Origin of the sequence: Prochlorococcus marinus str. MIT 0918, assembly GCF_027359415.1 — a bacterium.
Classification (GTDB): Bacteria; Cyanobacteriota; Cyanobacteriia; order PCC-6307; family Cyanobiaceae; genus Prochlorococcus_E; species Prochlorococcus_E marinus_C.
This window is the reverse complement of sequence record NZ_CP114780.1, coordinates 556,560-571,337: the sequence shown is the minus strand read 5'-3', so window position 1 is coordinate 571,337 and position 14,778 is coordinate 556,560. Positions and strand designations below refer to the sequence as shown.

The 14,778-nt window shown below is 36.2% G+C and carries 14 protein-coding genes; 9 read left to right on the top strand and 5 right to left on the bottom strand.

Annotation, left to right across the window (positions count from 1 at the left end; all coding sequences use genetic code 11):
* The 8 genes from trpD to O5636_RS03005 all read left to right on the top strand — a co-directional run bounded on the left by trpD (position 1) and on the right by O5636_RS03005 (position 9,788).
* The gene (gene trpD, locus O5636_RS03040; protein ID WP_269623151.1) at positions 1-1,026 is read left to right on the top strand and encodes an anthranilate phosphoribosyltransferase; all 1,026 of its coding nucleotides are present in this window, start codon (positions 1-3) and stop codon (positions 1,024-1,026) included.
* A gap of 39 nt (positions 1,027-1,065) precedes the next feature.
* Entirely contained in the window at positions 1,066-2,211 is a 1,146-nt protein-coding gene (carA, locus tag O5636_RS03035) for a glutamine-hydrolyzing carbamoyl-phosphate synthase small subunit (protein WP_269623150.1), read from the top strand.
* A gap of 83 nt (positions 2,212-2,294) precedes the next feature.
* Complete coding sequence (locus tag O5636_RS03030; protein WP_269623149.1) at positions 2,295-2,642, top strand: STAS domain-containing protein; 348 nt, start codon at positions 2,295-2,297, stop codon at positions 2,640-2,642.
* A complete protein-coding gene (locus O5636_RS03025; RefSeq protein ID WP_269623148.1) occupies positions 2,639-3,055 on the top strand; it encodes a Mini-ribonuclease 3 in 417 nt (138 codons plus the stop codon). The genes O5636_RS03030 and O5636_RS03025 overlap by 4 nt, the downstream gene beginning before the upstream one ends.
* On the top strand, positions 3,055-4,293 hold the full coding sequence (rlmB, locus tag O5636_RS03020; protein ID WP_269623147.1) for a 23S rRNA (guanosine(2251)-2'-O)-methyltransferase RlmB: 1,239 nt from the start codon (positions 3,055-3,057) through the stop codon (positions 4,291-4,293). Before O5636_RS03025 ends, rlmB begins: the two co-directional genes overlap by 1 nt.
* Positions 4,294-4,445: 152 nt before the next feature.
* Positions 4,446-4,676, top strand: a complete 231-nt coding sequence (locus tag O5636_RS03015; protein ID WP_269623146.1) for a DUF1816 domain-containing protein — start codon at positions 4,446-4,448, stop codon at positions 4,674-4,676.
* Positions 4,677-4,736: 60 nt separating this feature from the next.
* On the top strand, positions 4,737-6,200 hold the full coding sequence (gatA, locus tag O5636_RS03010; protein WP_269623145.1) for an Asp-tRNA(Asn)/Glu-tRNA(Gln) amidotransferase subunit GatA: 1,464 nt from the start codon (positions 4,737-4,739) through the stop codon (positions 6,198-6,200).
* Between the two features lie 72 nt (positions 6,201-6,272).
* Positions 6,273-9,788 carry a DNA polymerase III subunit alpha gene (locus O5636_RS03005; protein ID WP_269623144.1) on the top strand — a complete coding sequence of 1,172 codons (3,516 nt, stop codon included), beginning with the start codon at positions 6,273-6,275 and terminating at the stop codon, positions 9,786-9,788.
* A 6-nt stretch (positions 9,789-9,794) separates the two neighbouring features.
* Here the strand turns inward: O5636_RS03005 and O5636_RS03000 are convergent, their stop codons facing one another.
* The 5 genes from O5636_RS03000 to O5636_RS02980 all read right to left on the bottom strand — a co-directional run bounded on the left by O5636_RS03000 (position 9,795) and on the right by O5636_RS02980 (position 12,555).
* Positions 9,795-10,181: a PAM68 family protein gene (locus tag O5636_RS03000; RefSeq protein ID WP_269623143.1), complete on the bottom strand. Its 387-nt coding sequence runs from the start codon at positions 10,179-10,181 to the stop codon at positions 9,795-9,797.
* Between the two features lie 36 nt (positions 10,182-10,217).
* Complete coding sequence (gene rpsO / locus O5636_RS02995; RefSeq protein ID WP_269623142.1) at positions 10,218-10,487, bottom strand: 30S ribosomal protein S15; 270 nt, start codon at positions 10,485-10,487, stop codon at positions 10,218-10,220.
* A 66-nt stretch (positions 10,488-10,553) separates the two neighbouring features.
* Positions 10,554-11,231 carry a Holliday junction branch migration protein RuvA gene (ruvA, locus tag O5636_RS02990; protein ID WP_269623141.1) on the bottom strand — a complete coding sequence of 226 codons (678 nt, stop codon included), beginning with the start codon at positions 11,229-11,231 and terminating at the stop codon, positions 10,554-10,556.
* A gap of 19 nt (positions 11,232-11,250) precedes the next feature.
* A complete protein-coding gene (locus O5636_RS02985; RefSeq protein WP_269623140.1) occupies positions 11,251-11,637 on the bottom strand; it encodes a cAMP phosphodiesterase in 387 nt (128 codons plus the stop codon).
* 27 nt (positions 11,638-11,664) lie between these two features.
* On the bottom strand, positions 11,665-12,555 hold the full coding sequence (locus O5636_RS02980) for a DMT family transporter (RefSeq protein ID WP_269623139.1): 891 nt from the start codon (positions 12,553-12,555) through the stop codon (positions 11,665-11,667).
* Positions 12,556-12,685: 130 nt separating this feature from the next.
* Between O5636_RS02980 and dnaG the strand changes: the two genes are divergently transcribed.
* A complete protein-coding gene (gene dnaG / locus O5636_RS02975; protein WP_269623138.1) occupies positions 12,686-14,743 on the top strand; it encodes a DNA primase in 2,058 nt (685 codons plus the stop codon).
* Positions 14,744-14,778 lie beyond the last annotated feature (35 nt).

Here is a 14,778-nt window from a genome sequence, read left to right as displayed (position 1 = left end):
ATGTCGACTGTCTCTTGGCCAAAACTACTTGAAAAGGTTTTATCAGCTGAAGAACTGAATTCATTGGAAGCCAAAACTCTTATGAATGCCTGGCTCAAGGAAGAACTTTTACCTGTACAAACAGGAGCTTTTTTAACTGCTTTAAGAGCTAAGCCTGTTTCAGGTCTAGAGCTTTCTACTATGGCTGAAGTTCTTAGAGACGCATGTGAATATTCTTTGAATCTTTCTGAATCGTTTTTGGTAGATACATGTGGTACAGGGGGGGATGGAGCAGATACTTTTAACATCTCAACAGCAGTGGCATTTGTTTCTGCTGCTTGTGGAGTAACTATTGCTAAGCATGGAAACCGAAGTGCAAGTGGAAAGGTTGGTTCTGCAGATGTTCTTGAAGAACTTGGGATAAATTTAAATGCGCCTCTTGAATTAGTTGCTAATGCTATTGAAAAGACAAATATTACATTTTTATTTGCACCTGTTTGGCATTCTTCTTTAGTTAATTTGGCTCCATTAAGAAAAAGCCTAGGAATAAGAACTATTTTTAATCTGCTTGGACCGTTAGTAAATCCATTTCGTCCTAAAGCGCAAGTGTTAGGTGTCGCGAAACAAGAATTGCTAGACCCAATGGTAGTCGCAATGAAAAACCTTGGCCTAAAAAGAGCCGTAGTTGTTCATGGAGGAGGAGGTTTGGATGAAGCATCTCTCGAAGGCAGTAATGATTTTAGATTTCTTGAAAATGGCCATATAAATTCCAAAGTGATTAATATCAAAGAATTAGGGCTTAAACCTGTATCAAATGATGAGCTTAAAGGTGGCTCATTGATAACAAATAAAGAGATTCTTCAAACTGTTTTGCAAGGTGAAGGCACCCAAGCTCAAAAGGATGTAGTAGCCCTTAACACTTCTTTGGTTTTATGGGCTTCAGGAGTTGAGATTGATATAAGTAAGGGAGTGAAAATAGCTTTAGAATCTATGGAATCTGGTAGGCCTTGGGAAAAATTTAATGAGTTAAAAGGATTTTTAGAATAAATATTTTTAGAATGACAAGTTTTTTATTATTATTTTAATATGACTACTTTTGAGAAAGACGATGCAATTTTGCTTTTATCTGATGGCACTTTAATAAAAGGAAAGTCTTTTGGAAGTAAAGGTACTGTAATAGGTGAAATAGTATTTAATACTGGCATAACCGGATATCAAGAGGTTTTAACTGATCCAAGTTATTTTGGGCAATTAATAACATTTACATACCCTGAACTAGGTAATACTGGAGTGAATTCTGAAGATAATGAATCTGATTCCCCATATGCAAAAGGTGTTATCGTAAGAAACTTTGCTCGAACACCTAGTAATTGGCGTGCAAATATCACTTTTGAAAAATGGCTTAAAGAAGAGAATGTTGTTGGCATATATGGTGTTGACACAAGAGAACTTGTAAGGCATTTAAGAAGCTCTGGAACTATGAATGCTCTTATTTGCTCTGAATTGAAAGAAGTTTCTTTGTCTAGTTTGTTAGAAAGAATTCAAGCTGCTCCTATCATGAAGGGACTTAATTTAGCTGAAAAAGTTACTACGACAAAGTTTTACAAATGGGACACAACTGCTATTCCAGAATTTGATAAAAGATTGAAATTGGAACCACAAATTCCTTTTAAGGTTGTAGCTATTGATTTTGGGATTAAACGATCAATTTTGAACCGGCTTGTAGCACATGGCTGTGAAGTTGTTGTGCTGCCTTCGAATGCAGGCTATAAAGATGTATTGGATTTAGAACCAGAAGGAATCTTCTTTTCAAATGGACCTGGTGATCCAGCTGCTGTTAAGGAAGGAATTGATTTAGCTAAAAGATTAATTGAAGAAAGAGATTTACCTATGTTTGGCATATGTCTAGGCCATCAAATCTTAGGTTTGGCTCTAGGTGGTAAAACTTTTAAATTGACCTATGGACATAGAGGTTTAAATCATCCATGTGGCATAAGTGGCCGTGTTGAAATTACTAGCCAAAATCATGGCTTTGCTCTTGAAGCAGAATCATTAAATTCAAACAATGTAGATATTACTCATTTAAATCTTAATGATGGGACAGTAGCAGGCATAGCAATGTGTAACAGACCTGTTTTCGGGATTCAATATCACCCAGAAGCCAGTCCAGGGCCTCATGATGCAGATTATCATTTTGCACGTTTTGCTGAAGTAATGTCAGAACGACGTTGAATCGTGGTTGACTTGCTCATTGATAACTACACTTCTTTTGAGAAGCATTAGGGAGGATTGGTCCCATAAACGATTTACAACGATTGACCGTTTCTTTGCGGGGTGGGTCTGAGAAAAAGAAAGGCTGTTTGGTTTTTTATTTCACTGGACAGCTAGATGCTTATTCAGAGAAGCAATTTACAAATTTTGTTAATGAAAAGTTCACCGCAAATAAATTGCCCGTTGTCTTGGATTTAACAAAAATTGATTTTATAGATTCTTCTGGATTAGGAGTTATTGTTCATTTTGCTAAAACTTGTAAGAAGGCTAAGAAATCTCTTGGTGTTGTTGGTAATGCAAGAGTTGTTCAAACAATAAAACTTGTTCGTCTAGAAGATTATCTTCATTTGTCATCAGACTTAAGTAAGGCTCTTAGCCAAGTTGCGGCTTGACTAATTGGATTCGATCTTTACAACCATCAGGTTCTCCTGATGATCTAGGACCTATTCAATTAGCTTGGTTAGGAGATGCCGTTTGGGAGATGCATCAAAGACTTCGCCTATGTCAGAAACCAGCTAGAGCAAAAGATCTTCATGATTTAGTTGTGACTAAGGTTAAGGCGGAAGCACAAGCAGAAGCCCTTTCATCTTTAGAGATTCATTTAACTGAAATTGAAAGAAATTTTGTTAAACGAGGACGCAATCGAGTTTGTCGTGGCTCTCGTAAGATAAATATTGCTATTTATGGAAAGGCAACTGGATTCGAAACTCTAATCGGATGGTTGTTTTTAAAAAACCCAATTCGCCTTGCACAATTATTGGATCAATTAGATGCAATTCAATCTGATAAACCTTTATTAAAATAATGAGCTTTAAAGATCGCCGGGGCAGAAAAACATCTCGATCTTCTTCAATAGAAGGTAGGAAATATCGTGGCAACCCTTCTTCAATGAGTTGGCAAGAAACCAATAAAGATCAGTCACAAGGAAAAACTTATAGAAAAGCTTCAAGAGCTTTTAGCGAAAATTTTGTTGATAATGAAAATCAAAAAAGAGACTTAAGGAATAAGAAAAATAAATCAACTTCTAATCAGAGCTTCTCTAGTCCTACAAGAGAATGGGGCCGCGTACAATCAAAAAGAAATACAGACAGATTTTCTAATAATTCCGAAGAGGTAAAATATTTTGATAGACGAAGAAAACCTATTTTTCAAAAACACCAAAAAGAAGGATTTATCAATAAAAATCAAAATCATGAGCGAGAAGAAGAAAAGACTGTTTTTCACAATGAGTCAAATGATATTTTTTGGGGTAGGCATGTAATTCAGTCAATTCTTGAGTCTGGTAGGCCTATTCATAGAATTTGGTGTACTGGTGAGATTAGAAGCTCACCTCGTTTTTTTCAACTTTTAAAAGATGCCAAATCTTTAGGTGTTCTAGTTGAAGAAGTTTCTTGGGCAAGATTGGCTCATTTGACTAGTGGTGGTGTTCATCAAGGCATTGCTCTTCAAACAGCAGCATCTGAGACTTTTGACTTAAAGGCTTTGATAGAAGGGTGTAGTTCTTTAGACGAACCTCCTGTTTTGATAGCTCTTGATGGTCTTACGGATCCTCATAATTTAGGTGCAATAGTTAGATCTTCAGAAGCTTTAGGAGCTCATGGAATTATTCTTCCTCAAAGACGAAGTGCAGGATTGACAGGATCTGTAGCAAAAGTAGCTGCAGGTGCATTAGAACATTTACCGGTTGCAAGAGTAGTTAATTTGAATAGAGCTATTGAAGAATTGAAGAGAATTGGATATACAGCTATTGGTTTGGCAGGAGATGGTGATAAAACTGTTAATGAAATTTCGTTTGATGGCCCATTAGTTCTTGTAATAGGGTCTGAAGATAAAGGTCTTTCTCTTCTTACAAGAAAATATTGTGATGAACTTGTAAGAATTCCTTTAAGAGGGGTGACATCTAGTTTGAATGCTTCAGTAGCAACATCAGTATTTATGTATGAGATTGCTCGTCAAGGATGGATGAAAGACCTTTCAGGTCAGGCTCCATCTCCTAAGTTGCTAAGAGCAAAATTGACAACAAAACCTTTAAAAGACTATTAGAGGGTTGCTATGAACAACCTTAAATTATAAAGACAACGTTATATTTTAAAGTTGAAAAATGCTTGATTGATCATTTATATAAAAAAAAACTAAATTTATCATTAGATTTTTTATATCAAAGTAGTAACATAAGAAAAGATCTTTTATAAATTATGGGCCCAATTAGGGCATTTCGAAGCATAGGTAATAGTTTTGGTTTGGCCTGGTGGGCTCGAATCGAAACTAATAATCCTGCTACCACTTATTGGTTTGGACCTTTCTTAACCAAGAGAAGTCTAAAAGCCAAGATGAAATTATTTTTAAATGATTTGTCTGGCGAAGGAATAGGGTCTATCAATCACAGCTATGTTCGCTGTAGAAGAGTTGAACCTTTAACTTTTTGAATTTATCTTCTCTTTGTTTAGATAAGATAGTTTCATATATTAAGTATTTCGGATTAAATAATGACCATAGCTAAATGGCGAGAAAGATTGATCAAGGGAGAAGTGTCTTCTCTTGAACTTGTAGAGAAAAAAATTTCTAGAATAGAAAAACTCGACGGTACTATTCATTCTTTTTTGTATTTACACCATGAAAGAGCGCGGAAATTAGCTTCTCAAATAGATGAAGCTAGAGCTGCTGGTAAAGAGTTACCTCCTTTAGCAGGTATTCCTATAGCCATTAAAGATAATCTATGTACTAGAGGTATACCGACTACATGTTCAAGTCGAATATTAGAAGGATTTATACCACCATATGAATCTACAGCAACCGAAAGACTTTGGAAGTCAGGAGCAATATTAATAGGAAAAACAAATTTAGATGAGTTTGCGATGGGAAGTTCTACAGAGACCTCGACTTTTGGAGCAACTTTTAACCCTTGGGATACTACGAGAGTCCCAGGTGGGAGTTCAGGAGGCAGCGCCGCTGCTGTTGCATCGGGTTTGTGCGTAGCTTCTTTGGGATCTGATACTGGAGGCTCGATACGGCAGCCTGCTTCTTTTTGTGGTGTTGTAGGACTAAAGCCTACTTACGGTAGGGTTAGTAGATGGGGTTTGGTAGCATTTGCGAGTTCATTAGATCAGATCGGCCCTTTCGCTAATAATGTTGCAGACTCTGCAGAACTTTTACAGGTTATAGCAGGAAAAGATCCTAAAGATTCAACATGTTTAGATGTTCCAGTCCCTGACTTTACAGAGCATTTGTCTGCCTCTATATCAGGTTTTCGTGTTGGACTGATTAAAGAATGTTTTAACCAGAAAGGACTTGATTTAGAAGTGAAGGAATCGGTTTTAAAAGCTGCTGCTCACCTTGAATCTCTTGGAGCAGAGGTAATAGAGGTTTCATGTCCTCGTTTTATTGATGGAATAGCTACTTATTATGTAATTGCACCCTCAGAAGCCTCAGCAAATTTGGCTAGATACGATGGAGTGAAATATGGTTTTAGAGCGGACAATGAAGATTGTCTGTCTTCTATGACTTCTTTTAGTAGAGCTAAAGGTTTTGGCAGCGAGGTTCAAAGAAGAATTTTGATAGGCACTTATGCATTGTCTGCAGGGTATGTAGATGCTTATTACAAAAAAGCACAACAGGTGAGGACTTTAATAAGACGTGATTTTGATAATGCTTTTCAAAATGTTGATATTCTTTTAACCCCTACGGCTCCTACTACTGCTTTTGCTGCAGGGGCACATGAGAATGACCCTTTGTCAATGTATCTTTCAGATCTATTGACTATTCCAGCTAATTTAGCTGGGCTCCCAGCTATAAGTCTTCCTTGTGGGTTTGATAAAAAGGGATTGCCTATTGGTCTTCAACTAATATCAAATGTTCTTGAAGAACCCCGTTTATTGCAAGTAGCACATCAATATGAGCAAACTGCTCATGTAATGGGTTCTGCACCAGCCACAAATTTAATACCTTCTTAATATCTTGCACTATATGTAGCGTTATGTGTGAATAAAGAGGCTGTATATTTAGTGTCTTAGTAGAATAGAGTAATGGCATTTGTACCATTACATAATCACAGCGATTACAGCCTTTTAGATGGTGCTAGCCAGCTGCCATTGATGGTTTCACGAGCAAAAGAGCTTGGCTTCCCCGCCTTAGCTCTTACTGATCATGGCGTTATGTATGGGGCTATAGAGCTTTTGAAATTATGTAAGAAAGAAGGAATCAAGCCAATTATTGGGAATGAAATGTATGTGATTAATGGTTCAATATCCAACCCACATCAGAAAAAAGAAAAGCGGTATCATCTTGTAGTTCTTGCCAAAAATGCTGTTGGATATAGAAATTTAGTCAAATTAACAACAATTAGCCATCTTCAAGGAATGAGAGGGCGAGGGATTTTTGCGCGAGCATGTATAGATAAGGAATTGCTTATGAAATATAAAGAAGGTTTGATTATTTCTACAGCATGTCTTGGAGGTGAAATCCCTCAGGCTATTTTACGCGGACGTTTTGATGTGGCAAGAGAGGTTGCAAGTTGGTATAAACAAACTTTTGAGAATGATTTTTATCTTGAAATACAAGACCATGGAGCAATGGAAGATAGAATAGTTAATGTTGCGATGTCACAACTATCTAAAGAGTTAAATATAGAATTAATAGCAACAAATGATGCACATTATTTGAGCGAAAATGATGTAGAAGCACATGATGCATTGCTTTGCGTACTAACTGGTAAATTAATTTCAGATGAAAAGAGATTACGTTATACAGGAACAGAATATTTGAAGTCTGAAGCTGATATGAAGAAATTGTATCTTGATCATCTAGATGAAAAGATAGTTGCAAAAGCCGTAGCTAATACTAAGATTATAGCCGATAAAATTGAGGAGTATTCAATTCTTGGTGATTATAAAATGCCTACTTTCCCCATACCAGGTAGTAGAACTTCCATTGAATATTTGTCAGAAGTTGCTCAGCAGGGATTACTAGAAAGACTGAATTTAAAAAATATCGATTTAGTGGGAGAAGATTACACACAAAGATTATTCAATGAACTGAAAATTATCGAGCAAATGGGATTCCCTACATATTTTCTTGTTGTTTGGGATTATATAAGATTTGCTAGAGAACAATCTATACCTGTAGGACCAGGGAGAGGTTCGGCAGCAGGATCATTGGTGGCTTATTCACTAGCGATTACAAATATTGACCCTGTAAAGAATGGGCTTCTATTTGAGAGGTTTTTGAATCCCGAAAGGAAGTCTATGCCTGATATAGACACTGATTTTTGCATAGAAAGACGTAGTGAAGTAATTGACTACGTCACACAACGTTATGGAGAGGACAAAGTAGCTCAAATTATCACATTTAACAGAATGACTTCTAAGGCTGTTTTGAAGGATGTTGCAAGGGTTATGGATATTCCTTATGGAGAAGCAGATAGACTTGCTAAGTTGATACCTGTAGTTCGTGGAAAGCCTGCAAAGCTTTCTGCAATGATAAAAAAAGATTCACCAAATACTGAATTTAGAGATAAATATCAAAAAGACCCTTTAGTAAAAAAATGGGTTGATTTAGCTATGCGTATTGAAGGGACAAATAAGACTTTTGGAGTTCATGCTGCAGGAGTGGTTATAGCATCTGATCCATTAGATAATTTAGTACCACTTCAGAGGAATAATGATGGGCAAATAATTACACAATATTTTATGGAAGATATAGAATCTCTTGGACTTTTAAAAATGGACTTTCTTGGATTAAAGAATTTAACTATGCTAGATAGGACAGTAAGTCTTGTCGAAGAGTCTATAGGAGATGAAGTTAACCTAGATGAATTAGTTATGGAAGATAAAGAAACTTTTGACTTGTTATCAAGAGGAGATTTAGAAGGTATTTTTCAGCTTGAATCTAGTGGAATGCGTCAGATAGTTAGAGACTTAAAACCATCATCATTGGATGACATATCGTCAATTTTAGCTTTATATCGACCAGGTCCACTTGATGCAGGGCTTATACCTAAATTTATAAATCGTAAGCATGGTCGAGAATCAATTGATTTTCCACATCCGTCTTTAGCACCAATACTTGAAGAGACTTATGGGATCATGATTTACCAAGAGCAAATTATGAAAATAGCTCAAGATCTGGCTGGTTATTCCTTAGGACAGGCAGATCTGTTGAGACGAGCTATGGGAAAAAAGAAGGTTGCTGAAATGCAAAAACACCGAACTTTTTTCATTGAAGGAGCAAGTAAAAACGGAGTTGATTCTTCGATAGCTAATAATTTGTTTGACCAGATGGTTCTTTTTGCCGAGTATTGTTTTAATAAGAGTCATTCTACTGCTTATGGAGCAGTTACTTATCAAACTGCTTATTTAAAAGCGCATTATCCCGTTGCCTATATGGCGGCATTGTTGTCAGTTAATGCTGGCTCAAGCGATAAGGTCCAACGATATATCGCTAACTGTAATTCTATGGGGATAGAAGTTAAACCTCCAGATGTTAATTCATCTGGTATAGATTTTACTCCTAAAAACAATCACATCCTTTTTGGACTAACAGCTATAAGAAATCTTGGAGAGGGTGCTATTAGACAATTAATTAATTCAAGAGAAGATAAAGGTCCTTTTCTTTCTTTAGCAGATTTATGTGATCGAATACCTATTAATATTTTAAATAGGAGATCCCTCGAAGCATTAATTCACTGTGGAGCACTTGATTCATTTAATCAAGAATCAAATCGTGCACAGTTGATTAAAGATTTAGATTTAATTATTGATTGGGCCTCTTCCCGTGCTCGGGATCGTTTAAGCGGACAAGGTAATCTTTTTGATTTATCAATTGGCTCTTCGAATCAATCAGGTCAACCTGAGGCTGTTTGTCCCCCAAAAGGAGCTTTAGTTAGTGATTATTCTCCAACTGAAAAGCTAAGACTAGAGAAAGAATTACTTGGTTTTTATTTGTCTGATCATCCTCTTAAACAACTCTCTTCACCAGCCAAACTTATTGCTCCGATTGGTTTAATTGATTTGGATGAGCAAAAAGATAAATCAAAAGTAAGTGTAATTGTAATGATTACAGATATGCGAGTGGTTAATACTAGAAAAGGTGATCGAATGGCTATTTTACAGCTAGAAGATTTAACAGGTTCTTGTGAAGCTGTGGTTTTCCCAAAGAGTTATATGAGGCTCTCCGATCATTTGTTAACTGAAGCTCGATTACTTCTTTGGGGGGGAGTTGATAGAAGAGATGAAAAAGTTCAATTAATCGTTGATGACTGTCGTTCAATAGATGAAATGAGATTTGTATTAATAGATTTATTACCTGAGCAGGTTGGTAATATTGAATACCTACATCGTCTGAGAGAATGTATATATAAACATCGCCCTTCAAAGGATGAGCTTGGAGTTAAAGTTCCTGTTGTTGCTGTAATTAAAGATTATAAAAAGAACAAATATATTCGCTTAGGCCATCAGTTTTGTGTGAAAGACCCTAATGCTTTAATTGAGTCCTTGAATCAAATATCCTTTAATGCAACTTGTAGTAAAAGCTTGGTTAATTAAACTTTTCTATTCATTTGAAGGATTTACAGGTTTAAATGCACTACGCATCTTTTTAATATTTGGTCGAATATTTTCGAAACCTAATAAGCTCCCTGATGCTTCTTCCCAACTTGCGGAAAGAATTCCATAGCTTAATCCAAATAGACCTGTTAAAAAAAAGATTGCTGAGCTTGTTAGGGTTATTGATGGAGGAACATCTGTTATCCCTTTGATAATTAACCAATAACTTAATATAAATACCCCCATGCCTAAAAAAGTAGGTATACCTGTAGTAAAGGCTATTCTCCTTGCCATTCTGTTGGCGACTTCTTTAGGTATAGATGATTTGCGTACACGCTTAGGGGCAATATTGGATGAACTTACATTCTTTTTTTTAGTATATTTTTCTGTCATGTTGTTTTTATGAGGTTTTTTAATTTAGTCAGCCTATTAGCCTCGAAGACCAAGTTTGCTAACGAGAGCATTGTATCGATTTAAACTTTTGCTTTTTACATAACTAAGAAGTCTTTTCCTTTGGCCAATCATTTTTAGTAATCCTTGCCTAGAAGAAAAATCATGGAGATTGCTTTGAAGGTGTTTGCTGAGTTGAGTGATCCTTTCGCTTAACATTGCCACCTGTACCTCAGCAGAGCCTGTATCAGTCCCGTGAGTTTGGTGTTTGTTGATGATTTCTTGCTTTGCTTGAGTATTGAGCGCCATGTTTGTAAGGAGGATTTACTGTTGAAATGCTAAATAATTACCTAATCTAACTCCTTGACCACCTTTCTATCCAGTCTCTTTATTTATTAGAACAAGAGTTTCTTTGAGAAGGGTCTCGAAATCAAGGCTTTTTGGTTTAGTCACTTTTTTTTCTTTTCCTGATTTAGTGGATCTTAATTTAATCGATAATGATTTTAGTGCTGTTTCAATTTCCGAGTCTTTATAATCTATATTTAATAAAGCACTTTTTACTTCATCTATAATTTCACTATTTATATCCTCATCTAAACTAGAGCAACTTTTCTGTTGTAGATCAACTTCATCTTTTATAAATTCAGAGAGTTTATTGTTAAGTTCGATTATAAGTCTTTCTGCAGTGCGTTTGCCTACTCCTGGAGATTTTGTAAGGTGAGCACTGTCTTTTTGTACAATTGCTAAGACTAATTTTTTGGCATGGTTGGCTTCAAGAAGTGCTATTGCAAGTTGAGTTCCTACTCCACTTACACTTATTAATTTCCTAAAAACATCCCTATCAGCTCTGTCAATAAATCCAATTAGAGTTGACCCATCTTCACGTTGTACATGATGAATCCATAGAGTCAATATATTTGAACCATTAAGTAATTTAAGATTTCTACTTAAAAGTTGAATTTCATAACCAATACCGGAACAATTAAGTATTACTCCTACCCGAGCTCCATGCCTCCAGTGCTCAATTGTTTCTCCCTTTAGCCAGCTAATCATAAGCGGTTTTTATATCAAATTAACCTCCATCAATCGAACATCCAATCATTGCACCTGCTGCTCCTCCTGCTGGGACGGCCCACCATCTGTCTTTACCTCGTGTGCCAGACATAGTTAGCCCTGCTCCGAGCAATCCTCCTATCAGTGAGCCTTCTTTACAGTCATTATTGTCAACATCTTGAGGTATCGCACCTTTGTAGTTTGCTGATGAACCTTTGCATGGTACTTCTACTGTCTCATTCCAACTTTTTACATAGCCAGGAGATTTTTCTGTTCCAGGAAAATATTGCTCTCTATATTCATTCCTTGTACATGTTCTAGACCTAGAGAATCCTGCTTGAGATTCATTTGCAAGTGCAGTTGAGCAGAAACTTAGAGAACAAGCTAGTGCCAGTAAAAATTTCATAGCGTCGATTACCTTTGTTTTATCTTATTAGAAATTTGGTAAATCGCTTAAAGATATTAATGTTGCCAAGAGAATACATGCAGCTCCTATAACTAAATAAAGTGTTACAGGCTCTGAGAAAAATATGGTACCCCAGAGTGAGGCGAAAAAAACTTGAGAATAATTTATCGACCCTGCATGTCCAGCAGGCAAGAGAGAAAGACCTTGTGTAATCAATAATTGCCCCAGCTGAGTAAAAACACCTATTCCTAAAATCCATATCCATTCATCCCCTTGTGGAATAACTCCTTGCTGAAATAAGAATGGCAAAGTTACTGGGATTGAAATTAATGGAAAATAAAAAACAATTACTAAAGGATGCTCGGATTTTGATAACTTACGCACTGTTACATATGCAAGCGCAGTAAGGAATGCGCCACCTAAAGCAATACCTATTGGCAAGAAGGTAAGATTCTGGGATGAAGGACTTGTCCAAAGTGGGTGAACTACAACTTGTATACCTATCCAACCAAGAATTATCGCAAATATGATTTTACTCCTTATTTTTTCTCCTAGAAATGGCCAAGCTAATATTGCAGAAAATACTGGATATGTATATTGAATTATTGTTGCTGCTGCAAGTGATAGTGATTCGACCGCTTTAAAAACACAAAATAATGCAGCTGTTCCTATCAACCCTCTAGATATAAGTAATTTTTTATTTGCCCCCCAAGGATTTATATCATCCTTTATCATCATTAATCTTGTAGTTATTATGCTGAATAAAGACCTGAAGAAGATTAGCTCTGCAACAGGGATTCTCCCGTTGAGTTGCTTGATGCAAACTGTCATCAGGCTGAAGGCAAGAGCACTTCCTATTAAAGTAAAAACACCATGAGTGTTAATTTTTTGATTCTCTTTACTTATTTGTAGGTTCATAAGGCTATAAGGATTTTATTTTTAGTGCGAGAATTATTTGATTTAATTGCTTAGATGTCTTTTGCGCACATTTAAATAAAGTTCTCAATCCTATTTAAATCCATTACTGTATGTACTTCATAATTGCATAATGAGAAACCTACGACTCCATCAACGTACTTTAGATTCTGTTAAGGAAAGAGCTGATATTGTAGATGTCGTAGGAGAACATGTTGTTTTAAAGAAAAAAGGTAAAGAATTCGTTGGGATTTGTCCTTTTCATGATGACAGCAGGCCTTCCATGACGGTTTCTCCTGCGAAGCAGATTTATTATTGTTTTTCTTGTGGTGCTGGAGGTAATTCTATTAAGTTCCTTATGGAACTTAATAAGCAGAGCTTTGTTGAAGTTGTTCTTGATTTGGCGAGAAAATACCAACTTCCAATTGAAACTTTAGAAGGCGCTCAGCAGGAACGTTTACGTCAAGATCTTTCAAGAAGAGAAAAGCTTTTTAAAATTCTTTCGCTTACAAAAGGTTGGTTTTGTAATCAATTACATCATTCAACAGGATCTCAAGCGTTGGAATATTTGCAAAAAGATCGTCGCTTGAGTAAAGGAACAATTGATGGATTTGAACTTGGTTTTGCTCCTAATAGATGGGATGGACTTTTGAGATATATGGTTGATGTTGAGAATATTTCCACTGATTTACTAATTGCAGTTGGTCTTATTGTTCCGCGGAAAGGGAAAGATGGTTTTTATGATCGTTTTAGGAATCGTCTTATTGTTCCAATTCATGATCGACAAGGGCGTGTTATTGGATTTGGTGGACGAAGTCTTGACGGATCAGAACCTAAATATTTGAATTCACCAGAAACTGAGATTTTTGAAAAAGGAAAACATCTCTTTGGATTAAATAAAGCTGCCGATACAATTAGAAAAGTTGATAAGGCAATAGTTGTAGAAGGGTATTTTGATGTCATTGCTCTCCATGCAGCTGGCATTAATAATTCAGTTGCAGCTTTAGGCACGGCTCTTAGTAACCAACAGATTAAACAGCTATGTCGTTGTAGTGATAGTAAAAGAATAATACTTAATTTTGATGCAGATAGAGCAGGGATTTCAGCTGCAAATAGAGCTATAGGAGAAGTCGAGCAGCTTGCTATGCAGGGTCAGTTGGAATTAAGGATTTTACAGCTTCCTTCTGGTAAAGATCCAGATGACTATCTTCAAGAGCATTCAGCGTTTGACTATAAAACTCTTATTGAGAAGTCTCCTCTTTGGATTGATTGGAAAATAGATCAGGTATTAAAGGGACTTGATTTAAGCAAAGCTGATCACTTTCAGAAGGCTGTTAGTGGATTAGTGCAGTTATTAGGTAAATTGCCTCAGTCAGCTTTACGTTCTCACTATTTGCAGAAGGTGGCTGAGCTTCTAAGTGGCGGTCAAGCGCGGTTAGCTTTGCAATTAGAAGAAGATCTTAGAACACAGATAAAAGGACAAAGATGGCATGGCCGGGCTAGTCGATTTGAGTTGCCTAGTGAGACATCTTTAAGGGAACGTACGGAAGCTCAGATTTTCAGGCTTTATTTGCATTGTCCTAATCATCGGGCTTCTATTCGTATGGAATTAAGACAAAGAGAGCTTGAGGATTTTGCTCTTCACCATCATAGATTGCTTTGGGTTGCGATTAGCGAATTAGAAGAGGCGATTTTAGGCTCTACTCTTCTAGAATCAATTGCTCGAGGTGACAACAAAGGAAATGAGTTGTCAGAAATTGATCTTCCTGAAAAACTTTTAGACCAACTTGTTTCTAATAACAATATTGCGCTTAGTTCTACGCTTACATGCTTTTTAGAACTTAATGAGTTTCAGTTGGTTTCTATAGAAAACCCTCTTCTTCAGTTACAAGGGACATTAGCTGTTTTAGAACGTCAGAAATCATTAAAACGATGTAGACACTTAATTGAGGCTTGGAGCGGGCAAAGATTAGAGACTCTCGAAACCTGCCTTTCTGTACTTATTGAGCAAGAGAAACAACAACCTACTGAGAAATATGATATGGAAAGTAAAATCAATGAAATGTTTGAAAGATTAAATATTGAGGCCCTAACATTTCAGGAATTATATTATACAGAACGTAAACATATTCTTTATTTAGATCAACAAAGATGCTCTCTTGATCAAGGTAAAGAAACTATTACAGCATAATTTTTTTAGCAGTTTATTTTCTTTTGATTGATTAA

What these genes read in the sequence shown, in the direction of transcription:
- trpD (WP_269623151.1), top strand. Translation starts at nt 1, where the DNA reads ATGTCGACTGTCTCTTGGCCAAAACTACTTGAAAAGGTTTTATCAGCT.
- carA (WP_269623150.1), top strand. Translation starts at nt 1,066, where the DNA reads ATGACTACTTTTGAGAAAGACGATGCAATTTTGCTTTTATCTGATGGC.
- rlmB (WP_269623147.1), top strand. Translation starts at nt 3,055, where the DNA reads ATGAGCTTTAAAGATCGCCGGGGCAGAAAAACATCTCGATCTTCTTCA.
- O5636_RS03015 (WP_269623146.1), top strand. Translation starts at nt 4,446, where the DNA reads ATGGGCCCAATTAGGGCATTTCGAAGCATAGGTAATAGTTTTGGTTTG.
- gatA (WP_269623145.1), top strand. Translation starts at nt 4,737, where the DNA reads ATGACCATAGCTAAATGGCGAGAAAGATTGATCAAGGGAGAAGTGTCT.
- O5636_RS03005 (WP_269623144.1), top strand. Translation starts at nt 6,273, where the DNA reads ATGGCATTTGTACCATTACATAATCACAGCGATTACAGCCTTTTAGAT.
- O5636_RS03000 (WP_269623143.1), bottom strand. Translation starts at nt 10,181, where the DNA reads ATGACAGAAAAATATACTAAAAAAAAGAATGTAAGTTCATCCAATATT.
- rpsO (WP_269623142.1), bottom strand. Translation starts at nt 10,487, where the DNA reads ATGGCGCTCAATACTCAAGCAAAGCAAGAAATCATCAACAAACACCAA.
- ruvA (WP_269623141.1), bottom strand. Translation starts at nt 11,231, where the DNA reads ATGATTAGCTGGCTAAAGGGAGAAACAATTGAGCACTGGAGGCATGGA.
- O5636_RS02985 (WP_269623140.1), bottom strand. Translation starts at nt 11,637, where the DNA reads ATGAAATTTTTACTGGCACTAGCTTGTTCTCTAAGTTTCTGCTCAACT.
- O5636_RS02980 (WP_269623139.1), bottom strand. Translation starts at nt 12,555, where the DNA reads ATGAACCTACAAATAAGTAAAGAGAATCAAAAAATTAACACTCATGGT.
- dnaG (WP_269623138.1), top strand. Translation starts at nt 12,686, where the DNA reads ATGAGAAACCTACGACTCCATCAACGTACTTTAGATTCTGTTAAGGAA.